This is a genomic window from Mesorhizobium sp. M1B.F.Ca.ET.045.04.1.1, from assembly GCF_003952465.1.
GTDB classification, from domain to species: domain Bacteria; phylum Pseudomonadota; class Alphaproteobacteria; order Rhizobiales; family Rhizobiaceae; genus Mesorhizobium; species Mesorhizobium shonense.
Genome location: NZ_CP034448.1, coordinates 2,895,880 through 2,916,179, shown reverse-complemented (window position 1 = coordinate 2,916,179; position 20,300 = coordinate 2,895,880). Strand labels below are relative to the sequence as shown.

Here is a 20,300-nt window from a genome sequence, read left to right as displayed (position 1 = left end):
ATGCAGGGCCGCAAACAGTAAACTGAAACGCATGAACCGAGGCCCAGATCGGTGCCCGTCGGCGGACGAGGCGCTGCCTTGACTTCCGGACAGCATCGTGGGGCGTTGCGATATTCTCTTCCGGGTCTGCCCCATTGCGGTCTCGTGACCCCTAAAATCGTCGGCTATATTCCACCAGACGACTCGAGCGCCGTCGTAATGAGACTCAGCCGTCGCGATGCAGATCTTTACTACATCTCAACAAGGACGTAGGCGACACCAAATATAGCAGTCATCAGAACGAAGAAAAATCCCCAGCCTCTTAATGCGTGACGGACGTCCTCTGGCGAAGCGCCTTTCTGGTCGTCATGTTCGTCCATGGTAAACTTTCCTGTCGTCCGAGACGGAATCCAGCAATAGCTGGCATTTGTTGGTGCATATGCAATCGCCGTCGAATTGCAAGCGACGAACGAGATCATGGCGACCTTCTCAGTTCGACGAGTAAGTCCGCCGCCGTTTGACATATTCGACTGAGCCGAAGCCCACGCAGGCGGGTAGACAGGCGTGCCGCCGGCTCGGGCGTTCACACCCTCGGCAAGTTTCTCTGACTAGGAGCGGATTCCAGACACTGAGTTCACCGCCCCAGGCAACGACGCGTATGCGCGAGCTCACAATGGTCTGCGTGACATGCAGGCGATCCGCGGCCCTTAGGAAACTGCCTGAATGGACGATTTCAAGGACCGTGCGCGCGCGATCGATGTCCACTAACTCCTCCTGTTAATGCAATAATTTTGCACTCATACAGCATTTAATTCCGTTTGCCTTCCTGTTTCCTGCGGAGCACGTTCCAGCAGACGTAATGGGGCGCACGGACACGGAGCTAGCAATGACCGAGAAGAGCTGCAACGATCCTGAAGTCCGGGAATACGCGTCTCCGCCCTGTTTTGCCCACGAACTTTCATCCGCGTATGACGGACAATCGGGACCGGGGGATTGCTGGAACGATGTCCTGCGCTGGCGCAAGGCGGAGCGGCAGAGATTGATCGAAGAGCGCCTCGCTATCGACGCCGACGAGAGGAAGGCCAGGTCGGACCGCATCGCTCCGCGCCTCGATCTCGCCATCGGCAAGGTCAGCGGACGCATCGTCAGCGGCTATTGGCCCTTCCGCGGCGAGCCGGACCTTCGCAACTGGGCGATCAAGATCATCGAACGCGGCGGCAGGATCGCGCTTCCCGTCGTCATCAGGAAAGGCTGGCCGCTGGAGTTTCGGGTTTGGAGGCCGGGCGACCGGCTTGAACGCGGCGTCTGGAACATCCTGGTGCCATCACGCGGCCCCTCGGTCGTGCCGGACGTGGTGGTCGCGCCGGTGGTCGGCTTCGACGGAGCGAACTACCGCCTGGGCTACGGCGGTGGGTTCTTCGACAGGACCCTCGCAGCGATTCCCAGACGACCACTGGTCATCGGAGTGGGTTACGCCGGAAGCAGGCTCCGAACGATCCATCCGCAACCCCACGACATTCCAATGGACGTCATCGTCGCGGACGACTGAAGCACGAAGCAGACAGCGCTTGGTTTCCCGATCGCGACGGCGGCTGAACGTCGTCGATCGCGACAACCATCCTGCATGCCTGAATGAAAGGCAGGTAGAGCACCATGTCGAACCCAGCGGCATCCTTCGACGGACACAAGCCCCGGTTTCTTGTCAGGTGGCTGTACTCGACCAACCACAAGGATATCGGGACGCTCTATCTGCTGTTCTCGATCATGGCGGGGATTTTCGGCACCGCGCTTTCAGTGCTGATCCGGATGGAGCTCCAGGAGCCCGGTCTACAGATGTTCAGCGATCCGATGGCCTACAATGTCGTCGTCAGTTCCCACGGCCTTGTCATGATCTTCTTCGTCCTCATGCCTGCGCTGATCGGCGGCTTCGGCAACTGGATGGTGCCGATCATGATCGGCGCGCCCGACATGGCCTTCCCGCGCATGAACAACATCTCGTTCTGGCTGCTCGCGGCTGCGTTTATCCTCTTCGTCACCTCGATGTTCGTGCCGGGAGCGCCAGGCACGCTGGGCCATGGCGGCGGATGGACGCTCTACCCGCCGCTCTCGACCTCGGGACAACCGGGCCCCGCGGTCGACCTCGTCATCCTCTCGATCCACCTTGCGGGGGCATCGTCGATCCTCGGCGCGATCAACTTCATCACGACCATCTTCAACATGCGCGCGCCGGGAATGACGATGCACAAGATGCCGCTCTTTGCCTGGGCAATGCTGGTGACCGCCTTCATGCTATTGATGTCGCTGCCAGTGCTGGCCGGCGCGATCACGATGCTGCTCACCGACCGCAACTTCGGCACGACCTTCTTCGTCCCCGACGGCGGCGGCGACCCGATCCTCTTCCAGCACCTGTTCTGGTTCTTCGGCCATCCGGAGGTCTACATCATGATCCTCCCCGGCTTCGGCATCATCAGCCACGTCATCTCGACCTTCGCCAAGAAGCCGATCTTCGGCTACATCGGCATGGCTTATGCGATGGTGGCGATCGGCACGATCGGCTTCCTCGTCTGGGCGCATCACATGTATACGACCGGCATCTCCCTCGACAGCCAGCGCTACTTCGCCTTCGCCTCGATGGTCATCGCCGTTCCGACGGGCGTGAAGGTGTTTTCGTGGCTGGCCACGATGTGGGGCGGGTCGATCGAGTTCAAGACGCCGATGCTCTGGGCGACCGGCTTCGTCCTGCTCTTCACCATCGGCGGCGTCACCGGGATCATGGTCGCCAGCCCCGGCATCGACCGCTCGTTGCACGACACCTATTTCGTGATCGCCCACTTCCACTACGTGCTTTCTTTGGGCGCGGTGTTCGCCATCTTCGCAGGCTTCTACTACTGGTTCCCGAAGATGACCGGTTACATGTACAGCGAGGCCCTGGGAAAACTGCATTTCTGGACGATGTTCATAGGTGTGAATCTCGTCTTCTTCCCGCAGCATTTCCTCGGCATGGCGGGCATGCCGCGACGCTACGCCGACTATCCCGACGCTTTCGCCGGGTGGAATTTCGTGGCGTCGATCGGATCCTACATCTCGACGGCCGGACTGATTATCTTCTTCATCGCGGTCGCGGAAGCCTTCAGCCGCAAGCGCCCGGCCAGCGCCAACCCGTGGGGCGAAGGGGCGACCACGCTTGAATGGCAGCTGCCGTCGCCGCCGCCCTTCCATCAATGGGAACAGCTGCCCCGCATCCGTTGAGCAACCGGCTCGCTGGATGCTTCGACAAACTGTCTAGTGAATGTCATGAACGAGACCACAGACCCGACCAGCCAGATTCTGCTCGTTGCGATCTTCGCGTTTTGGTGGGCAATGCTGGGCAGTTGGAGCCAGCTTCTGTCGCGTTGGATCGAGGAGAGGGCCAAGCGGGACGATGCGTCGACGCGGCCGAACGGCAGTATGGAACCTGCGCCCTCTGTGGACACGCCCCTGGATGCGCTTCGAGAGATCGACGCGAACTTCGACCTCCCCGCATTCCTATCCGGCGCCAAGAGCGCCTATGAAGCTATCTTGCGGGCCTATGCGGACGGCGACATCCCGACGTTGAAACGCCTCGTCGAGGCTGAAGTGCTTGATGCGTTTGAGCGGGAGATCGCCGAACGTCGGAACTGTGAGGAGACGTTGCAACTCACCTTCATTGGCACGCGTGAAGCGAAGGTCGTCGACGCCCTCGAGGAGGATGGCGTCGCTGAGATCGTTGTCCGGTACGATTCCGACGTGGTCAGCGTCACACGCTCCGCCGATGATGCGGTCGTCGCCGGCGATCCACGGCAGATCGTCGAGATGATCGATACATGGACGTTCGCCTGTGAAACCCTGTCAAAGAAACGGAATTGGATGTTGATCGCCACGGAAGGCGAATAGCGCTATCATCGGGCGGCTTCTCAATCGGATCTGCTCGGCCAGAGCCGCGCCATATAAGACCGCCCCGCCAGCATGGCCCCTATAGCTCGGCGCGAAGTATCTCCAAACGTCAGCAGGCATCCTGCCTGGACACGTGACCTCGGCAACGCCGGAGGCCTCCCCGGCAACGCTCCAAAATCTTGTGAAGAACGATCAGGGAAGGGCTCCGGCTGGCCGTGATCGTAAAGACACCACCCTACTCGAACACGATCCGGGCGGTACCTCTTTTGGCGATTAACGCTCTCCGGACTTCCTGGATCCGCTGGGCCTGTTGTTTGGTATAGGGACCCATCGGCCGGGTCTTTTCATTGCCGCGACGCACCCGGCAGTACCAACGGCTGCCATCCGCGAAGATTTCAACCGAGGTCGGCATCTCGTCGGACTCTTCCTTGGCAATCTCCTCGGCGAACTCGACGATCTTTGAACAGTGCTGAGCGGGCGCAGGTGTGGGCAAACCGGCGACTGCGTCAAGTTCCTGCGGCAGTGTGGACATAGGTCGAACTCCTTTCGGTCACGATGAAACACCCGTTCATCCTGGTTGTGCTCCCAGCTACCCGCGAGCGTCTTCTGTTGCCATTTGCCGCTCCATCGCGACCTCGGCTTCAAGGCTTTCGATATCCCGGAAAATCGAGGCGGCAGCCAGCGTGCGTCCTTTGCTCCTGAACCGCAGCAGGCAGTCCCTGGCGGCGACATCGCCCTCGACGACGATCTCGTCCCATCTCTCGGCATGTCCGACATAGTTGATCGGGACGTCGTAATGCTGGCTCCAGAAGAACGGGACGGCGACGAACTTCTCGCGATGGCCGAGCATGTTGAGCGCGGCGGTCTGCCCCTGCCTCTGAGCAACCACCCAGTGCTCGACCCGGATGTTCTCGCCGCTGTGGGGATCGGGCCATCGCGCTATGTCGCCGGCCGCGAAGATCCCCGGCTGGCTCGTCTCCAGAAAGGCGTCGACGGCGACGCCGCGGTCAACGGCCAGCCCTGCCGCTTCGGCGAGCCCGATGCGCGGCCGCACGCCAATGCCGACGACCACGAAATCGGCCGCCAAGGTACTGCCGCCGCTAAGGTGCACCTTCCCGCCGTCGATGCTGGTTGCGGTTTCCTCCAGATGGAATACGGTGCCATGCTCTTCATGCAGGGCGCGAATGAAGTCGCCCATCTGTGGGCCCAGGACACGCTCCATGGGCCGCTTCTCCGGTGCCACGACATGGACGTCGATGTCGCGCGCACGCAAAGAAGCGGCAACCTCGAGCCCGATGAAGCTGGCGCCAAGCACGGCCACGCGGCGCGCGGCGGCGGCGCGTGCGATGATCGCCTTGCTGTCCGCGAACGAGCGCAACGTATGGACGTGCGGTCGGTCGGCCCCTGGGACGGTTAGGCGGACAGGTTCCGCGCCGGTCGCAAGCAGCAGCCTGTCGTACGGAATCCTGCTTCCGTCTGCGAGGACAACCTCCAAGGAACGAAGGTCGATGCGGTCGGCCTTCGTGTTGAGCCGCAGGTCGATGTTGTTCTTCGCATAGAACTTCTCCCCGCGGAGCGGGATCCAGTCCTCCGGGGCTTTTCCGGCGAGGTAGTCCTTGGAGAGGTTCGGCCGGTCGACTGGCGGCGCGCAATCGTCGCTGACCATGACGATGCTGCCCTGGAACTGTTCCCGCCGCAACATTTCGGCCGCTGCGAACCCCGCCGCGCCGCCGCCTATGATTACCATTTTGTCAGGCACCTGGCCGGAGCTTCTGGAGCGCGGTTTCCGAGCCGCCCGTTTCAGCTTCTCGCCGACGAATATCCGGCCATCCCGCTGCTCGACGGCCCAGCAGGCTAATGGATTGAAGGCGGGAGCGCGCAGCGCTTCGCCAGTTCGCAGATCGAAGCACGCGTGATGCCACGGACACCGGACGGTGTCCGCCACCAGGAGACCTTCCGCCAGCGGCCCGCCGTAATGCGTGCATGTCGCAGAGGTGGCGAAGACTTCGGTCCCTCGGCGCACGAGTAATACCTGTTCTCCGCTGCTATGGCCGACAAGTTTTCCGCCATCGGGAAGGTCGGACAACGCGATGCCTTGGACCAGATCCGGTCCGGCTAGCTTGGTAGCGCCTTCAGCCACGTTTTTCTCCATTGGCGATCCGATGTCGTAATCGCTCGCACACGGCCGAGAAGCGGCAAATCTTCCACCTGCGCAGCCTCGGATCGCATCGTGCCTGGCTGGATTTGCCCTCGTCGCACCGCTCGCGCCAAGCGCCCCGCCTGGTCACTGTCGCGAGATTGAGCAACGCTCAGGCGCGAGTTTCCTGCCATTTTTGGTGGCACGCAAACGAATTTAATCGGCAATTGCGTGCAACTTTTATGTTGGCCCAGCGATCCCAAGGCTGACAGCTATAGGATCGTTTGCCCCGTCTTGCCCCAGTCGGCGAGAAAGGATTCGAGGCCCTTGTCCGTGAGCGGGTGTTTGGCGAGGTTTCTGAGCACTGCGGGTGGCACAGTGGCGATATCGGCACCTGCAATCGCCGCCTGTTTGACATGGAGCGGGGTGCGAATTGAGGACGCGAGGATTTCCGTCCTCAAGGATTTGTCGTTGTCGTAGATCGCGCGGATTTCCCGGATCACCTCCATGCCGTCCAGACCGAGATCGTCGAGCCTGCCGACGAACGGCGAAATAAAGGTCGCGCCTGCTTTGGCTGCGAGCAGGGCCTGGTCGGCCGAAAAGCACAGTGTGACATTGGCCTTGTGCCCGAGCTGACTGAGCGCACGGCAAGCCCTGAATCCATCCCAGGTCGAGGGCACCTTGACCGCCACATTTGGCGCGATGCTGGCCAAACGCTCTCCCTCGGCGATCATGTCATCGAAGTGTATCGCCGTGACCTCCGCTGAAACCGGGCCCTCGATCGTCTGGCAAATCTCCTCGATTACATCTCTGATCGGTCGGCCGGTCTTAGCGATAAGGGACGGGTTTGTGGTCACCCCATCGAGGACGCCAGCGGCAGCGAGCTCGCGAATTTCAGATATATCGGCGGTATCGACAAAGAATTTCATTGCCATTCTCCTTAAGGCGAATGCGCCCAACGATGATTGGATGGGTTTTCACTGGTTTGGTTTCCGATGGATTTGTTCTCGGTGTCTTGATCGCACATGCCTGTGAACAGGAGCGACCTGACGTTTCTATCGATGTCTCAGCAGAATCTCTCTGAGGACGACGGCATCGTTGTGGGCCTCGTCATGAGCCGAGTAGACGAGTGTGACGGGGCCCGCTCGGTTCAGGTCGCGCAGCCGATCGAGTTCATCGCGATGCTCACGGATTTCCGCCGCATATCGCCGGCGGAATTCCTCCCAGCGGGCTGGATCGTGTCCGAACCATTTCCGAAGCTCGGTGCTTGGCGCGAGTTCTTTCATCCAATAGTCGATGGCGGCCTCGGTCTTCTTGACCCCACGCGGCCAAAGTCGGTCTATCAACACCCGCGTGCCATCGTCAGCAACAGGGCTCTCATATGCCCGCTTCAATTTTACTCTGTCGCTGAAGTTTTTTTCGCTCATCGACGTCGTGTCCCTTCCGTCTCCGTGTCGTCAACAGCATCGAGAACGCCGGAGAATTCTTTTCTAAGGATTGCCTCGTCGGCTTGATCCGAGACGAACACGAAGATGTCGCCGCGATATCGCTCGATCCAGTGATGGCCGGTTCCATGGCTGCGCAGATAGTCACCGATCTGATGAACCGTGGAATACCCCAGACCCCGATGCAGGACGAACTTCATAAGATTGTGCTTTGCAAAGCCGGGAACAGGTCGCCCTCTGACTCAGGGGGCGACCTTCTGTCCTTCGGCGTTGAACTGTTTCAGATAGGCGATCACATCGGCGATCTCCTGGTCCTTGCTGAGACCGGCGAATGTCATCTTTGTGCCTGGCACCAGTTTGCGCGGCGCGCGCAGATAGGTCGTCAGCGTCGGCTCGTCCCAGGTCAGACCCGAATTCTTGTTCGCCGCGGAATAGCTGTAGCCCGGATACGTACCGGCCGGGCGGCCGACGACCCCATTCAGGACAGGTCCTACTCCGTTCTTTGCGTCAGGACCGACTTGGTGGCAGGCCATGCACCTCTTGAAGACGACGGCGCCGGCCCCGGCGTCGCCGGGAGATGGATTCTGCGCCTGCGCCGAACTGATTACAGTAAGAATCGCGATTGCTAGTGCAGGCACGGTCGGTTTCATTTTTGCTGCCTTCAATGAGCGACGGATTGGATTCCGCCAAGTCTGCCTGTGGAAAAGATCCGGGTACGATGCGCGGCCAAGCCTGCCGGATCCGGCCTGCGGATCCGGCAGGCTTGTATCAGGCGTCAACCAGGGGGCCGGGATTCTTGAGGTACTGATGCTTGATCGCGTCCGCTGCCCAGTACGCCAGAGCGCCTACTGGCCCGGTCGGGTTCTTCCCGGCGTTCTGTGGAAACACGCAAGCGCCGGTGACGAACACGTTCGGAACATCCCAGACCTGAAGATACTTGTTCAGTACGCTGGTGCTTGGGTCGGCGCCGAAAACCGCTCCGCCTGTGTTGTGAGTGCTCTGATATGGCACGATCGAGTAGGGTATCAGCGGCACGCTTCGATCGACCCTGGTGGCGCCCATCTCCTTTGCGATGGTCACGCAGATGTCGGCCTGAGCGTTCATCTGTTTTATCTCGTTGTCCTGGAAGTCGAATGTCATCCTCATGAGGGGACGCCCAAAAACGTCCGTATAGGTCGGATCAAGGCTCAGATAGTTTTGGCGGTAGGCCATCACCGCGCCCTGATTGCCGACACTGGCCGCGTGGTCATAATTGTCGACCACTGCTTTCTTCCAGTCGGAGCCCCACCGCGGCGTGCCGTGGGGCGTTGGATGCGACTGGATGGGCCGGGCGCCCGAGTTGCTGCAGCTGATGCCGCCGCCGCCGATGTAGCCGGCTTTCACGAAATCGTAGTTGTCGCCGTTGAAATCATCCATGCAGGTGCCGAGCGCGCCGGCGCCCATGTAGCGATTGAGGATAGTTTTCTTGTCGAAGAAGGCGGTAGCCCCGCCACCGCACTGATAGGCATAGTTCCGGCCGACCACGCCCTTGCCCGTTGCGGGGTCGTAGGGCACACCGATCCTCGACTGCAGCAGCAGACTGACGTTGCCGAGCGCGTAGGCCGACAGGACGATGAGGTCGGCAGGCTGTTCGAACTCGCGGCCTCGTGCATCGAGGTAGCTGACGCTGACCGCCTTCTTGCGGGTCGAGTCGAGATTGACCTTCAGCACGATCGAATTTGTGCGCAGTTCGAAATTCGGGTTCTTCAGCGCCAGCGGAATGACGGTGAAGTGCGGGCTCGCCTTGGCATTGGCCTCGCAACCGAAACGTTCGCAAAAACCACAATAGTGACATTGGCCGAAGGCCACGCCATCGGGATTGACATAGTCCCTTGACGCGTTCGACGACGGGTTGGGGAAAGGGTGGTAGCCGAGGTTGCGGGTAGCCTTCTCGAACATCACCATGCTCTGCGCGGCAATCATCGGAGGATTGGGGTACTCTTCCTTTCGCGATCCCTCGAAGATGTTGCCGCCGTCGATCTTTCGGCCATTGATATTGCCGGCCTTGCCGGAGGTGCCGCAGGTCTTTTCAAACTTGTCGTAATAGGGCTCGAGATCGTCATAGGTGATCGGCCAGTCCTGCAGGTGCATGTCCGACGGGATGATCTTTTCGCCGTACTTGTCGACGGTCCGGGTGCGCGGCTGATGGTCCCACTCGAGCCAGCGCCAGGTCACGCCGTTCCAGTGCACGCCCGCGCCACCAACGCCCTGGCCGGGCAGGAACGAGCCAAGTTGACGCATCGGCAGCGCCGTTTGCGATCCGTTGTTGCGGAACGTGATGGTTTCCCGCCGCACATTCTGCATGAGGTCGTGACGGGCGGCGTAGCGCAATTCGTCATGGATTTCCGGGTCGATGAAGTCCGGATTGGTGTCGCGCGGGCCTCCCCGCTCGAGGGCGACGATCTTCAGCTTGGTGGACGCAAGCTCCTTAGCGATGATGCCGCCTGTCCATCCAAGGCCGACAATCAGGACATCGACAGCGTTCAGTTTGGTGGCCATGTCAAAGTCTCCTTCTTCTTCCGCCGGTCAAATGAGGTCCTGGATGCCCTTCGGCTCAGCCTTGTAGGGTTTGTTCCGGAACGGCTCGATCTTGTCCGCGTACATGGCGTCCGCGCCGGGGAAGCCGATCATCTTCCAGGCAGCCGCGCCTTTGTTCCCGCCATACATCGGGTCCGCGAAATAACCCTCGATCGTGAGCTGCAGCAGGAGCCCAAAGAAGGTCGCCGTCGGCACTGTCGGAAGCTCGACCTTCTTGCTGTCGAGGTCGGCCATCACTGCGGCACGGTCTTTTGCCGACAAGCCGTCGAAGGTGCTCTTGCGCTCCTTCTGCACATAGGCGCTGACATCGGCGATGCCGGCCCGAATCAATTCCGACGGCGTCATCGGCAGTTGATAGCCTTGCTCCGGCGTGCCCTCGCCGAACGGCCCTTCAAGGTACAGCCGGTCGCCCTTGCCGTATCCGCCGGCCATCTGCCGGTCGATGTAGGTCGCTACGCCAAGTTCCTTGGCGCCGGGACCGGTTGCGTCGCTTGGAATGAGTGTATCGACCGCCGCTTCGATGAAGGCGGACTCGTTCACGTTGAAGAATTCATAGCCAGGCCCTCCAGCATGAGGGTCAGTGGCGGCGGTCACGTGATGATGTTTCGTATCGGAGGCCGCAGCCATGGTTTCGTCCGCCGATGCGGATCCGCTAAACGGCAGGGTGCCTGCGGCCGCCCCGGCCGCGCCGAACAGTTTCAGAAAGTCACGACGTCCTACATCGCCCCGGTCGCTTTTCTCTTTCGTCGACATGATTTCTCCTGTGACGCTGCAGGCAAAACGGTGGGTGAGGTTGGAGAGGGCTCGCGCCCGCACCAACCCGGCGCTGCGCAGCATCCAGCGCTAAGCCTCGGTGGATTTCCTGAAGCCTAATGTTCGCGCTCGTTATGTGGCAAACGAAATTCATTGACATTTAAGCGCAATTTTTATGCTATCCGCGATATGGACATTGAACTCGCCCGTACCTTTATCGAGATCGTTTCGACCGGGAGTTTCATTCGGGCCGCTGAACGCCTGAACGTGGCTCAAACGACGGTGAGCGCGCGTATCCGCAACCTTGAGCAACAGCTCGGCCGCGCGCTCTTCGTCCGGCACAAGGGTGGAGCTTCGCTCACCCCTGCTGGCGAACAGTTCCTGCGTCACGCGCCGATGTTCGTCCAGCTATGGCAGCGCACCCTTCATCAGGTTGCCGTGCCGCCGGGCCGCCGAGCTGTTCTCACGGTCGGCAGCGAAGTCAGCCTTGCGCAACCTCTTCTGCTCGATTGGGTCCGATGGATGCGCCGCTCGCTTCAGGATATTGCGCTTAGAGTACACGTCGACGTGCCGCAGGATTTGATCAACCAGGTCGCGTCGGGACTGGTCGACTTGGCAATCATGTACGCGCCGCCCCACAGACCGGGTTTGAAGATCGATCTGCTTATCGACGAAAAACTCGTCCTCGTAACTACAAATTCCGAAGCGCGCGTCCTGGACGAATCCGATTATGTTTATATGGATTGGGGGCCGGATTTTGGACTCCACCACGGGATGAATTTCCCGAGTGCTGCGCCGGACCTTTCTTTCGATTTGGGACCGCTCGCACTGAGCTATGTTCTTGCGACGGGCGGCTCCGGATATTTCAGAATGAGCTCAGTGCAACCCCACATAGAGGCCGGTCGGCTTCATCTTGTGCCTGAAATGCCGCAGTTCTCCTATCCGGTTTACGCAGTGCAATCCGCAAGTGCGGACGAGAGTGCGGTAGGCCCTGCCTTGGCGGGACTGCATGCTGTTGCGGACGGCGACATCAAGCCATAGGTACTTTTGATGAGACCTCGGCTTCCGGTTGGATCGAAGGGAACAGCAGGTCGACTGTCGTCCCAAGCCCCGGTTCGCTTGCAATGCGGACATGGCCGCCAACCATCCGTATCAATGCCTGCACCTGTGACAGCCCTATGCCGGTGCCCTTCTCGCCTTTGGTGGTGAAGAACGGATCGAACGCCTTTCGCAGGACTTCCGCGGTCATGCCGCAGCCTTGGTCCTTGACGCGAACACAAACGAAGGTTCCTGGTCCCGGCGGGTCAGGCGTCGCGGTCTCCTGCACCAATGGCTCGGTTACGATCCCGATCTCGCCACCGTCGGGCATGGCGTCCCGCGCGTTGACGATGAGATTGAGCACCGCGGTGTCGAATAGCGCGGGATCGATCAGGCAATCCGGAATATCGGAGGAAAGTTCAAGCCGGACGCGTATGTCGGGTCCGGCGCCGTACCTCAGCAACGGCTCGAAGGACCTGAGGAATTCATTCAGGTCGCCAGCATGTGCTTCGAGTTCCCGGTGCTTTGCGAAAGCGAGCAGTTGCGAGGTCAAATCGATCCCGCGATCGATCCCTTCCCGCGCCATCGCAATGAAGGCACGCACACGTTCGGGCTCGTCGGCTCTTTTTTCCGCGAGCCTCAGCCCGGATTCGATGACCGCCAGCAGGTTTCTGAAATCGTGGGCGATGCCGCTCGTCATCTCGCCCAACGCGGCAAGCCGATAAGCCGTATGCTCGCGTCGTTCGATTGCGGTTAAGGCATCGAGGGAAGCGGCCGGCAACTGGGAGCGCCCGTCTCGTTCTAGTTGAGACTGCGATTTGTTTTCGCATGGATACACCTTGTCCGTCATGAAGCCGCCCCCTGCCGTCACTGACGATAGCCAAGGAAGCCGCGCCCCCAGTCTGATCGTCGTACTCAGTCCTCCTGTTCAGTCAGGCTTTCTTCGTGGGCATGATCTAACCACGCCGGATGATTCCTTGTGTCATGATGTCTTCGACGTTCGGAAATGCCCTGAGGGCCGCCTCCGGCAAATCGCCATCCGCGCCGACCATTTCACTCCAGTCATGCGCCTCAGGCGCGCCGACGATGATGCGGCCGACCATCCCCGCGTGCTCATGCGGGACGCAGTAGTAGTCATAGGTCCCCTGTTCGGTGAGGGTAACCGAAAAGCTCTCGTTGGGCAGGAGGTAGCCGGAATCCCAAGGTCTTGCCGTCTTGGGGATGCGGCGCGGCCGATCGGAGTTGGCCGGACTGTAGGCAGTTGCCGTGTGCGAATTGCCGGAATTGAGATTTGTCCAGCGGACAGTCTGCCCTGGCTTGATCAGAATGCCTATCGGGTCGAACCAGACCTGTGAGCCGTCGTCGCGCCCTTGCATCCTGATTTCCACCACGTCGTCGGCCCACGCGACCTGGGAAGAGAGGGAAAGGGCGGCGACGAGCCCGCCGCCCCCGCCCAGCACCTGACGACGCGTGAGCATCATTTGGCGACCCGCGCTTCGTCGGCGGCCGGGACATGCCACAGCACGACGTGGACATGCGGTTCCGGAACGCCCGGGTGCCCGGCATTGTAGTAAACGTCGACATGGTCGACATCGCCGCCCGGCGCCGCGAGCTTGTCAAAACCTTTGTCCGGATTGAGATCCTTGATCGGCAGCATGTAGATGGTGCTGACAAGCTTGCCGGCGTGGTCATAGGCAAGGAACGGACCCGCAGGCAATGTCGCCGGATCGACGAAGAGCTGGCCCATGCCCGGAAGGAAGTCGGGCAATTTCACGAGTTTGCTGACCTGTTCGTAAGGAGCGGGGGGCGGAGATTTGGTGACATCGCTCGCCGCCATGGCACAAAGCGAACTGGCCATTGTCACGACAACTGCGAGGGCAAGCTTTTTCATCACGGTAACTCCTTGGTTGGATAAGAAGCCGCGCGGCAGCCCAAAAATTGGAAGGCTTGAAATCCGATCCCTGTCGCGCTGACACGGCCCGTTCGGGCTCGCCCAGCAAGGAGAAGATGGCTATGTTCGTCAAACGAAATTAACTAGCATTTCAGTGCATTATTTTTGCGCTGTTTGGTTACGTTTGGAATCCGGTCCGCAGTCAGGCAATTCTCTTCACGCATTCGATAGCGAAACCTCTGGAATGCGCATCGCCAAGACTCCAAATCATGGCGATGGGGTCGCGAAACCGAGTCGAGGACGCGCCATGGTTGATTTGGGGGAACTCCTTGCAATACACCGAATAGGCCCCAAGGCGACCGCCGGCGTCGCGCCGCTTGATTTCGAAAAAGCCGTCATTACGTTTTAGTTGCTATGCATATTATGACTGTAACCTTCCGGCGAGACCCGCAGCGTCTCAAAGCGGGCCTCTAGCCCGGACGCGAAAAGGCCCTGGCTTTGCGTCCGGGGATAGTCAGGTTTCCAGTACAGATTGAACATGCCTTGGGTTGGCTGTTTGGCCGAGCCCCTGTTCGAGATCGCTTAGAGGCGACAGTGATGATCCCATACATCTTGTCGGAAGAAGACATTTCGCTTGACCTCGCGACAAAGGGAAAGCATTCGGCCTTGTCGAGAATAGCTGTCAGGATTGCACGGAGATCAGGACTCGACGAGCAGTTGGTTCTCCGTGGTCTTTGGCGCAGCGAATGCCTTGGCTCGACCGGCATCGGTCGTGGCGTCGCGGTCCCACACGTCTTGTTCGACACGATCTCTTCGCCTGTCGCGTCTTTCACGCGACTGGCTCCGCCCGTCGATTTCCAGGGGCCAGACGACGAGCCCGTCGACATCGTCTATACGTTGCTCTGGCCGTGCTCCGCCGTTTCCACTTTTCTCCCGGTTCTCTCACAGGCGTGCCGGGTGCTTCGGGCGCCTCGGACTCGAGAGGGACTGCGAGGGGCACAGTCAGCCAATGAGGTGATGGCGATACTCGGCACTGACCCGTTTCCGGCCCTTTCCACCAATTCGAGCCCCTGCAGAGCAGGCCTAGGCATTGTCACGCCGACGCAGTTCAACAATGCCTAGGCTCAATTTGTCGCGGAAGCACGCCGTCGGCGCCGGGTGGAGTATCGATTCCCCCTTGTCTGCCCAACACGTTAGCGTCTTCCTTCGCGATGGTGCGCCATGCGGAATGTCCAACCTGCCCGCGCTTTGACGACGCATTGCAGGGGGCGCAAGCACGTCATTCAGGATAAATCCTGCCGACCGAAGGGTGGGGTTCACCAGAAGGTCCGCTAATGGCACCTCGTTTTCACTAGCGGTCGCGTTAAAACATATATTGACAATATATGTTTTTGTTGGAATGCTGTGTCGACCATCAGGACCCCGTGAGCAAACTCATCGATCTTGCAAGACGTGGCTGCTTGCTTGCGGGTTTTCGGTGCGCGCGAAGCAGCTTCGCGCCGGCGGTCGGCAAGCACTCGCAAGAAACTCTCGAAGCCGGGGTCCTGGAGACAATGCTGAAATTGGCCTTGAGGAAGACGGTAACGCGCAAATGGGCGGAAACAGTCGGAGCAACAGAACGATCATCGTCGATGGCGTCCCGCTGTCGGATGTGCTGGATGAGACCATGATCCGGGATGTGGTCCACGGCTTTTATGATGAAATTCGCCGCGATGAGCTTCTAAGCCCTATCTTCCATGAGAGGATACAGCCTGGCGAGTGGCCGGGTCATCTGGCAAAAATGTGTGACTTCTGGTCCGCGACATTGCTGCGGACGGCCCGCTACGAAGGACGGCCCTTGCCGCCACATCTCGCGATCGTAGGCCTCAGCGAGGCGCATTTCCGGCGTTGGCTGAAGCTGTTTCGCGCCACGGTGCGCCACATCTGTCCGCCTGACGTTGCGGCGCTATTCATGAATCGAGCCCTGCGTATTGCCCACAGTTTTCGCCTGGCCGTCGCCTTCAGCCGGGGCGAGACAACGATTGGCATCGAACCGATCGCTGAGAACGACTTATGACCCAGAATTGGCAAATGAGTGCTTCCCATAAAGACAAGTCAATCCAAGGAGCAACCGCCGATGAGGCTGACCAACTTCTCGGACTTCGCCTTGAGGATGTTGATGTACGCGGCCTCGGCCGGCGATCGCCTGATCACGATCGAGGAAACCGCCCGCACCTTCAAGGTGTCGAAGACGCATCTCAACAAAGTCGCCAATACCCTGACGCGCGGCGGCTACCTGAAGGCGGTACGCGGCCGCTCCGGCGGCCTCGCTCTGGGGCTCCGGCCCGAGATGATCCGGATCGGCGACGTCATACGGCTGACCGAACCGGATTTCGCTGTTGTGGAGTGCTTTACCACCGGAAACCAATGCGTGCTCACCGGCTGCTGCAAGCTTTCAAGCATGTTCGGCGAAGCGATAGCCTCCTTCCAGAGCGTCCTCGACCGCTACACGCTTGCCGACATCAACCTGCCACTCAAGGACTTCCCCGGCGGCCCGACACCGCCCACCCGTACTGAGGCAGCACGCAATGGCAAATAATGTTGCGGAGCTTCGACCCACACTGATTACGCCGATGGAGACAAGCCATGGCTGAGCCGAAAAAGAACGACGAGCAGGCGATGGGGGAGATTGAGTCTGGTATCGATCCGGACAACAGCCTGCTGCCCATGCTGATCGGTGGGCTTGTCCTGATAGTCATCGGGGCGGTTGTCATCATGATGTTCGTCTAGCTTTCGTAAGACGCCCTGACATTTGGAGCGGCGCCTCACATGATTGGAGAAGAGAAGATCATGACGAAATATTCTATTGGCGACCATGTCAGCTGGAATTCAGAAGCCGGCCGGGTCAGCGGCAAGATCATCAAGGTCCATCACCAGGACTTCGACTACAAGGGGCATCGTCGCCATGCGTCGAAGAACGACCCGCAGTATGAAATCCTGAGCGACAAGACCGATCACGTCGCCGCGCACAAGGAAAGTGCACTGACAAAGATCGGCTGATGCCTGCCCGATTCAAAACCATCGGCCACTCCGCACTCAGCTCGAGGAATTTCTCGACATGCTGGGCGCGGCGCAGGTCGACCCACTGATCGACGTCCGATCCTTCCCCGGTCGCGTGCCAATCCACCCTGCAACATCGACCGGCTGCCTGTCGCAACAGTGGCATTGCCCGCTCTGGGTGGACGGCGGCTGAAACGTCGATGAAATTTTCAACTCCTTCTGGCGCGTCCGGAGTTCCGGGCGCCCGAATTTATCATCGCCTTCAAAGAACTGATCCGTTTTCGGCCGCGCCCGTCGCCCGGCCTTGATACGCTTGGAGACCGTCTGGTGGCTGTGCGACCGCCGCATCATAACCGACTATCTGCTCTAGAGCGGGCACGCCATCGACCATCTGAAGGGCTTGGGTCACACCCAACACGCCAGGCCCACTCCCCCCGCGTTACGCGCCGGCGACGGAAAATCTTCTATCCGGCTCCCGCCGCCCGCTGGGAAATAGCACCAAGAACGTGGATCGCAGACCAGCGAAACAGAAAAAAGACAGATCGCGCTAGCCGTGCTGAAGCAGATGAGAGCAACAAGCCAGCTACACTTACGATCTGCCCTCAAGAATATTAGGAGACCATCCGATGAATGGCATAATCTTTCGCAGCGCTCATCTCTGGTAGCGAAAGATGCAAGGAAAGAACAAATCCGACAGATTCAATACGATAGCGGATGAGCCGGAACCGTTCTCGACGCTTGTGAGCACCATTCGCGCCTGCAGGATCTGCCGTGACCAGCCTAGTTATGGCTTGCCGCTAGACCACGAGCCACGACCGATCCTTCAAGCATCAGAGGGGGCACGCATTTGCATAGCCAGCCAAGCTCCCGGAATCCGCGCGCATGAAAGCGGGCGACCGTTCGACGATCCTTCGGGAGTGAGGCTTAGGCAATGGCTGGGAATGAATGAGGAGGAATTCTACAACCCCTCCATGGTTGCGATTGTGCCCATGAGCTTCTGCTTTCCTGGCCTAAGCCCCACTGGGGGCGATTTGCCGCCCCGCCGGGAGTGCGCGGAGGTCTGGCGGGGAAAGCTGTTTGCACGCCTGCCGACCTTGGCATTGCTGCTAGTTGTCGGCGGATATGCGCATCGATGGCACTTTGGGTCAACATTTGCCGGAAAAGGCGTTAACGAGACTGTACGAGCCTGGCGCCAGATTTATCGAGCCGATCCCTCATTGCTCCGATTACCACTGCCGCACCCGTCATGGCACAACAATAGGTGGCTGAAACAGAATCCGTGGTTTGAGAACGAACTTCTTCCCACGCTACGAACCGATATACGTGCCCTGTTCCCCTGATTTCACTGTGGGAGTCAAATTACTCGGAACGACCCAATGACTGCACAGCCACGATGGTGGCACAAGCGAGCATCGATCAGGCGCTCGGTTCGTCCCCAATGTGCTGAAAGCCGCGTTGCCGCTTGGCTTTCGGACTTGTTCCCCATAGTCGCCGTGCTATCGTCCCCACGTGGTCCCTCCCTAACGGGGCCGAGCACACGCAAGGCCATCGATGGAACTCGATCCCCTGCTCCTTTCCCGGCTTCAGTTCGTATGGGTCATCGGCTGGCACATCCTGCTGCCAGCCTTCACCGTTGGCCTCGCGTCCTATATCGCCCTCCTGGAAGGCATGCATTTCTTCACCGGACAGGAGATCTACTTCCGCATTTCGGGATTTTGGATCAAGATTTTTTCCGTCGCCTTCGGCATAGGCGTCGTCTCGGGCATCGTCATGCCATTCCAGTTCGGCACCAACTGGAGCCGTTATTCCGATGCCACGGCAAATGTCTTGTCGCCTCTTTTCGCCTACGAAGGGTTGACCGCCTTCTTCCTTGAGGCCGCGTTTCTCGGAGTGTTGCTGTTCGGCCGGAATCTGGTTCCGCGCTGGGCGCACTTCGTGGCGGCGCTGATGGTGGCTTTCGGCACGCTGCTGTCATCTTTCTGGATACTTTCCGCCAACAGCTGGATGCAGACGCCGGTTGGTTACGAACTGGTCGACGGCCGCTTCTATCCGAAGGACTGGTTCGCGATCGTCTTCAATCCCTCCTTCCCGTACCGCTTCGGCCATACGGTGGTCGGCTTCTATGTCACCACAGCCTTCGTCGTCGTAGGGGTGGCGGCCTGGCTGGTCCGGCGAGGCCGCTCGGTGCCCGAGGGATCGCGCATGCTGTCGATGACCCTGTGGCTGCTGACGGTCCTGGTTCCGCTGCAGATCCTGCTCGGCGACGAGCACGGGCTGAGCACGCTCGAACACCAGCCGACGAAGCTGGCCGCTATCGAGGCGCATTGGGAAACCGGACGGCGCGTGCCGCTAGTGCTGTTCGCTCTACCCGATGAACGGAACGAAGCGAACCGTTATACGGTCGAGGTGCCCCTGCTTGGCAGTCTGGTCCTAATCCACGATCTCAATGGCGAGATCCGAGGCCTGAAGGAATGGCCGCGCGACCAGAGGCCACCGGTGGCCATTCCGTTCTTTGCCTTCCGCATAATGGTCGGGATCGGTCTACTAATGCTTGCGATGGTGGCGGCGAGCTGGTGGCTGCGCTGGAAAGGCAGGCTCTTCGATACCTCTTGGTATCTGCAGGCCTGCCAATGGGTCGCTCCGCTCGGGTTCGTGGCGGCCGTGTATGGACGGCTCTCCGTTAGCAAGGGGTTCTTCCAACTTCCATCTGCGCGACGTTTGCGGCTCGCATCGCGGAAGGCGCGCCATCGCCTCCACTGTCGCTCCGCCGTGAACGTGCGCGAGATGAGGAAGTTTCCTTCTCTGCGAGCGCCAAGACGGCATGCCGTCTGCGCAAACAAGATCAAGCGTAGGGTTTCGTCGATCGAAGAGGAGAAGGTCGCGAACACCAAGAGCTCGGCTGGGAATTCCGAGCGAGATATGGAATTGCCTCGCTATCCGTGTGGCAATGCCCTATCGACAGCAATGCAAAATCCCAAATTCATTCAGCCGGTGACGGTTCGGGCGCCAGCACCCAAGACCCCGAGACGGTCATCACCGACGTCTATGAATGCTCGTCATTTCTGCTTCGGAAGTGGCGGGGCAAGCGTGGGCCGTCACATCGCGCCCCGCTCCAGGCCTGCCACGATGCCAGCGCGGACAAAAAGCCCATATCGAGCGTTCGGCGGGCGTTCGCTTTGGCGGCGCGCCAGGCTGGTATTCTGGTCGGGCAGTAAACGGAAGACGACCGTCTTCGTCAGGTCGTTGGCAGACAGGCCAAAGGACGTTCTAATGTCCAACCCGTCCCGGGCATTCTACACAAGCTCGAGCGGCGACCGCTGGCTAGTCGGGGTCGGCGAGCGCGACGAGATTTTCGTGAGGCATGAGCCAAACCGGGCCTCGGGCGGTCAACCTTCCGAGGTTGACATCGAGACGTTCATGGCCCGCGGACCTGGCTCACCCGAAGCAAAGCCTTGATCGATCTGCTCGACCAACTGCGCACGGAACAGGACCGGGAGGACATGGAAAAGCTAGGCGGTCGATAGATAGC

At 60.0% G+C, this 20,300-nt stretch carries 24 protein-coding genes; 11 read left to right on the top strand and 13 right to left on the bottom strand.

The genetic code is table 11. The annotated features are described in order from the left end of the window. Positions 1-230 precede the first annotated feature (230 nt). Together EJ071_RS40030 and EJ071_RS14075 are read right to left on the bottom strand one after the other, a co-directional pair. Entirely contained in the window at positions 231-359 is a 129-nt protein-coding gene (locus EJ071_RS40030) for a hypothetical protein (protein WP_281058913.1), read from the bottom strand. A 109-nt stretch (positions 360-468) separates the two neighbouring features. Further along, complete coding sequence (locus EJ071_RS14075) at positions 469-744, bottom strand: LysR family transcriptional regulator (protein ID WP_126098403.1); 276 nt, start codon at positions 742-744, stop codon at positions 469-471. Between the two features lie 121 nt (positions 745-865). Between EJ071_RS14075 and EJ071_RS14070 the strand changes: the two genes are divergently transcribed. The 3 genes from EJ071_RS14070 to EJ071_RS14060 all read left to right on the top strand — a co-directional run bounded on the left by EJ071_RS14070 (position 866) and on the right by EJ071_RS14060 (position 3,891). Then, positions 866-1,528 (top strand): 5-formyltetrahydrofolate cyclo-ligase, encoded by a 663-nt coding sequence (locus EJ071_RS14070; protein WP_126098402.1) that lies wholly within the window; start codon positions 866-868, stop codon positions 1,526-1,528. Positions 1,529-1,632: 104 nt separating this feature from the next. Next, positions 1,633-3,228, top strand: a complete 1,596-nt coding sequence (gene ctaD / locus EJ071_RS14065; RefSeq protein ID WP_126098401.1) for a cytochrome c oxidase subunit I — start codon at positions 1,633-1,635, stop codon at positions 3,226-3,228. A gap of 45 nt (positions 3,229-3,273) precedes the next feature. Further along, positions 3,274-3,891: a Tim44/TimA family putative adaptor protein gene (locus EJ071_RS14060; protein WP_126098400.1), complete on the top strand. Its 618-nt coding sequence runs from the start codon at positions 3,274-3,276 to the stop codon at positions 3,889-3,891. Between the two features lie 235 nt (positions 3,892-4,126). Here the strand turns inward: EJ071_RS14060 and EJ071_RS14055 are convergent, their stop codons facing one another. The 8 genes from EJ071_RS14055 to EJ071_RS14020 all read right to left on the bottom strand — a co-directional run bounded on the left by EJ071_RS14055 (position 4,127) and on the right by EJ071_RS14020 (position 10,887). After that, the gene (locus tag EJ071_RS14055; protein ID WP_126098399.1) at positions 4,127-4,423 is read right to left on the bottom strand and encodes a hypothetical protein; all 297 of its coding nucleotides are present in this window, start codon (positions 4,421-4,423) and stop codon (positions 4,127-4,129) included. Positions 4,424-4,480: 57 nt separating this feature from the next. After that, positions 4,481-6,043 (bottom strand): FAD-dependent oxidoreductase, encoded by a 1,563-nt coding sequence (locus EJ071_RS14050; RefSeq protein WP_126098398.1) that lies wholly within the window; start codon positions 6,041-6,043, stop codon positions 4,481-4,483. A gap of 257 nt (positions 6,044-6,300) precedes the next feature. Next, positions 6,301-6,957: a fructose-6-phosphate aldolase gene (fsa, locus tag EJ071_RS14045; protein ID WP_126098397.1), complete on the bottom strand. Its 657-nt coding sequence runs from the start codon at positions 6,955-6,957 to the stop codon at positions 6,301-6,303. A 126-nt stretch (positions 6,958-7,083) separates the two neighbouring features. Next, positions 7,084-7,455 carry a DUF488 domain-containing protein gene (locus EJ071_RS14040; protein ID WP_126098396.1) on the bottom strand — a complete coding sequence of 124 codons (372 nt, stop codon included), beginning with the start codon at positions 7,453-7,455 and terminating at the stop codon, positions 7,084-7,086. Then, complete coding sequence (locus EJ071_RS14035; RefSeq protein WP_126098395.1) at positions 7,452-7,673, bottom strand: hypothetical protein; 222 nt, start codon at positions 7,671-7,673, stop codon at positions 7,452-7,454. The genes EJ071_RS14040 and EJ071_RS14035 overlap by 4 nt, the downstream gene beginning before the upstream one ends. 42 nt (positions 7,674-7,715) lie before the next feature. Then, positions 7,716-8,123 (bottom strand): cytochrome c family protein, encoded by a 408-nt coding sequence (locus EJ071_RS14030; protein WP_126098394.1) that lies wholly within the window; start codon positions 8,121-8,123, stop codon positions 7,716-7,718. 118 nt (positions 8,124-8,241) lie between these two features. Beyond that, positions 8,242-10,011 carry a GMC family oxidoreductase gene (locus tag EJ071_RS14025; protein ID WP_126098393.1) on the bottom strand — a complete coding sequence of 590 codons (1,770 nt, stop codon included), beginning with the start codon at positions 10,009-10,011 and terminating at the stop codon, positions 8,242-8,244. Positions 10,012-10,038: 27 nt separating this feature from the next. Next, the gene (locus EJ071_RS14020; RefSeq protein WP_126098392.1) at positions 10,039-10,887 is read right to left on the bottom strand and encodes a gluconate 2-dehydrogenase subunit 3 family protein; all 849 of its coding nucleotides are present in this window, start codon (positions 10,885-10,887) and stop codon (positions 10,039-10,041) included. Between the two features lie 69 nt (positions 10,888-10,956). On the opposite strand from EJ071_RS14020, the gene EJ071_RS14015 reads away from it, so the two are divergent. Beyond that, positions 10,957-11,844, top strand: a complete 888-nt coding sequence (locus EJ071_RS14015) for a LysR family transcriptional regulator (protein ID WP_245460230.1) — start codon at positions 10,957-10,959, stop codon at positions 11,842-11,844. Here EJ071_RS14015 and EJ071_RS14010 read toward each other — a convergent pair. The 3 genes from EJ071_RS14010 to EJ071_RS14000 form a co-directional block, all read right to left on the bottom strand. After that, the gene (locus EJ071_RS14010) at positions 11,834-12,691 is read right to left on the bottom strand and encodes an ATP-binding protein (protein ID WP_126098391.1); all 858 of its coding nucleotides are present in this window, start codon (positions 12,689-12,691) and stop codon (positions 11,834-11,836) included. The genes EJ071_RS14015 and EJ071_RS14010 overlap by 11 nt on opposite strands. Before the next feature lie 106 nt (positions 12,692-12,797). Beyond that, entirely contained in the window at positions 12,798-13,322 is a 525-nt protein-coding gene (locus EJ071_RS14005) for a plastocyanin/azurin family copper-binding protein (RefSeq protein WP_126098390.1), read from the bottom strand. After that, positions 13,319-13,732: a DUF5602 domain-containing protein gene (locus EJ071_RS14000; RefSeq protein ID WP_126098389.1), complete on the bottom strand. Its 414-nt coding sequence runs from the start codon at positions 13,730-13,732 to the stop codon at positions 13,319-13,321. The genes EJ071_RS14005 and EJ071_RS14000 overlap by 4 nt, the downstream gene beginning before the upstream one ends. Before the next feature lie 597 nt (positions 13,733-14,329). On the opposite strand from EJ071_RS14000, the gene EJ071_RS13995 reads away from it, so the two are divergent. The 7 genes from EJ071_RS13995 (at position 14,330) to EJ071_RS39030 (ending at position 20,227) form a co-directional block, all read left to right on the top strand. Beyond that, positions 14,330-14,854, top strand: coding sequence for a PTS sugar transporter subunit IIA (locus EJ071_RS13995; protein WP_126098388.1), 525 nt, complete (start codon positions 14,330-14,332; stop codon positions 14,852-14,854). A 469-nt stretch (positions 14,855-15,323) separates the two neighbouring features. Next, a complete protein-coding gene (locus EJ071_RS13990) occupies positions 15,324-15,788 on the top strand; it encodes a group III truncated hemoglobin (protein WP_126098387.1) in 465 nt (154 codons plus the stop codon). A gap of 60 nt (positions 15,789-15,848) precedes the next feature. Beyond that, a complete protein-coding gene (locus EJ071_RS13985) occupies positions 15,849-16,310 on the top strand; it encodes an Rrf2 family transcriptional regulator (RefSeq protein ID WP_126098386.1) in 462 nt (153 codons plus the stop codon). A gap of 47 nt (positions 16,311-16,357) precedes the next feature. Beyond that, on the top strand, positions 16,358-16,501 hold the full coding sequence (locus EJ071_RS38455) for a hypothetical protein (RefSeq protein WP_189521461.1): 144 nt from the start codon (positions 16,358-16,360) through the stop codon (positions 16,499-16,501). Positions 16,502-16,561: 60 nt separating this feature from the next. Then, complete coding sequence (locus EJ071_RS13980; RefSeq protein ID WP_126098385.1) at positions 16,562-16,771, top strand: DUF2945 domain-containing protein; 210 nt, start codon at positions 16,562-16,564, stop codon at positions 16,769-16,771. A 671-nt stretch (positions 16,772-17,442) separates the two neighbouring features. Beyond that, a complete protein-coding gene (locus EJ071_RS13975) occupies positions 17,443-18,111 on the top strand; it encodes a uracil-DNA glycosylase family protein (protein ID WP_126098384.1) in 669 nt (222 codons plus the stop codon). Positions 18,112-18,322: 211 nt separating this feature from the next. Beyond that, entirely contained in the window at positions 18,323-20,227 is a 1,905-nt protein-coding gene (locus EJ071_RS39030) for a cytochrome ubiquinol oxidase subunit I (protein ID WP_210211916.1), read from the top strand. The last annotated feature ends 73 nt before the right edge of the window (positions 20,228-20,300 follow it).

Bases quoted from the DNA above. Each gene is read 5' to 3' on its own strand.
- EJ071_RS40030 (WP_281058913.1), bottom strand. From the start codon at position 359: ATGGACGAACATGACGACCAGAAAGGCGCTTCGCCAGAGGACGTCCGT.
- EJ071_RS14070 (WP_126098402.1), top strand. From the start codon at position 866: ATGACCGAGAAGAGCTGCAACGATCCTGAAGTCCGGGAATACGCGTCT.
- ctaD (WP_126098401.1), top strand. From the start codon at position 1,633: ATGTCGAACCCAGCGGCATCCTTCGACGGACACAAGCCCCGGTTTCTT.
- EJ071_RS14060 (WP_126098400.1), top strand. From the start codon at position 3,274: ATGAACGAGACCACAGACCCGACCAGCCAGATTCTGCTCGTTGCGATC.
- EJ071_RS14055 (WP_126098399.1), bottom strand. From the start codon at position 4,423: ATGTCCACACTGCCGCAGGAACTTGACGCAGTCGCCGGTTTGCCCACA.
- EJ071_RS14050 (WP_126098398.1), bottom strand. From the start codon at position 6,043: ATGGAGAAAAACGTGGCTGAAGGCGCTACCAAGCTAGCCGGACCGGAT.
- fsa (WP_126098397.1), bottom strand. From the start codon at position 6,957: ATGAAATTCTTTGTCGATACCGCCGATATATCTGAAATTCGCGAGCTC.
- EJ071_RS14040 (WP_126098396.1), bottom strand. From the start codon at position 7,455: ATGAGCGAAAAAAACTTCAGCGACAGAGTAAAATTGAAGCGGGCATAT.
- EJ071_RS14035 (WP_126098395.1), bottom strand. From the start codon at position 7,673: ATGAAGTTCGTCCTGCATCGGGGTCTGGGGTATTCCACGGTTCATCAG.
- EJ071_RS14030 (WP_126098394.1), bottom strand. From the start codon at position 8,123: ATGAAACCGACCGTGCCTGCACTAGCAATCGCGATTCTTACTGTAATC.
- EJ071_RS14025 (WP_126098393.1), bottom strand. From the start codon at position 10,011: ATGGCCACCAAACTGAACGCTGTCGATGTCCTGATTGTCGGCCTTGGA.
- EJ071_RS14020 (WP_126098392.1), bottom strand. From the start codon at position 10,887: ATGCTGCGCAGCGCCGGGTTGGTGCGGGCGCGAGCCCTCTCCAACCTC.
- EJ071_RS14010 (WP_126098391.1), bottom strand. From the start codon at position 12,691: ATGACGGACAAGGTGTATCCATGCGAAAACAAATCGCAGTCTCAACTA.
- EJ071_RS14005 (WP_126098390.1), bottom strand. From the start codon at position 13,322: ATGATGCTCACGCGTCGTCAGGTGCTGGGCGGGGGCGGCGGGCTCGTC.
- EJ071_RS14000 (WP_126098389.1), bottom strand. From the start codon at position 13,732: ATGAAAAAGCTTGCCCTCGCAGTTGTCGTGACAATGGCCAGTTCGCTT.
- EJ071_RS13995 (WP_126098388.1), top strand. From the start codon at position 14,330: ATGATCCCATACATCTTGTCGGAAGAAGACATTTCGCTTGACCTCGCG.
- EJ071_RS13990 (WP_126098387.1), top strand. From the start codon at position 15,324: ATGGGCGGAAACAGTCGGAGCAACAGAACGATCATCGTCGATGGCGTC.
- EJ071_RS13985 (WP_126098386.1), top strand. From the start codon at position 15,849: ATGAGGCTGACCAACTTCTCGGACTTCGCCTTGAGGATGTTGATGTAC.
- EJ071_RS38455 (WP_189521461.1), top strand. From the start codon at position 16,358: ATGGCTGAGCCGAAAAAGAACGACGAGCAGGCGATGGGGGAGATTGAG.
- EJ071_RS13980 (WP_126098385.1), top strand. From the start codon at position 16,562: ATGACGAAATATTCTATTGGCGACCATGTCAGCTGGAATTCAGAAGCC.
- EJ071_RS13975 (WP_126098384.1), top strand. From the start codon at position 17,443: ATGCAAGGAAAGAACAAATCCGACAGATTCAATACGATAGCGGATGAG.
- EJ071_RS39030 (WP_210211916.1), top strand. From the start codon at position 18,323: ATGGAACTCGATCCCCTGCTCCTTTCCCGGCTTCAGTTCGTATGGGTC.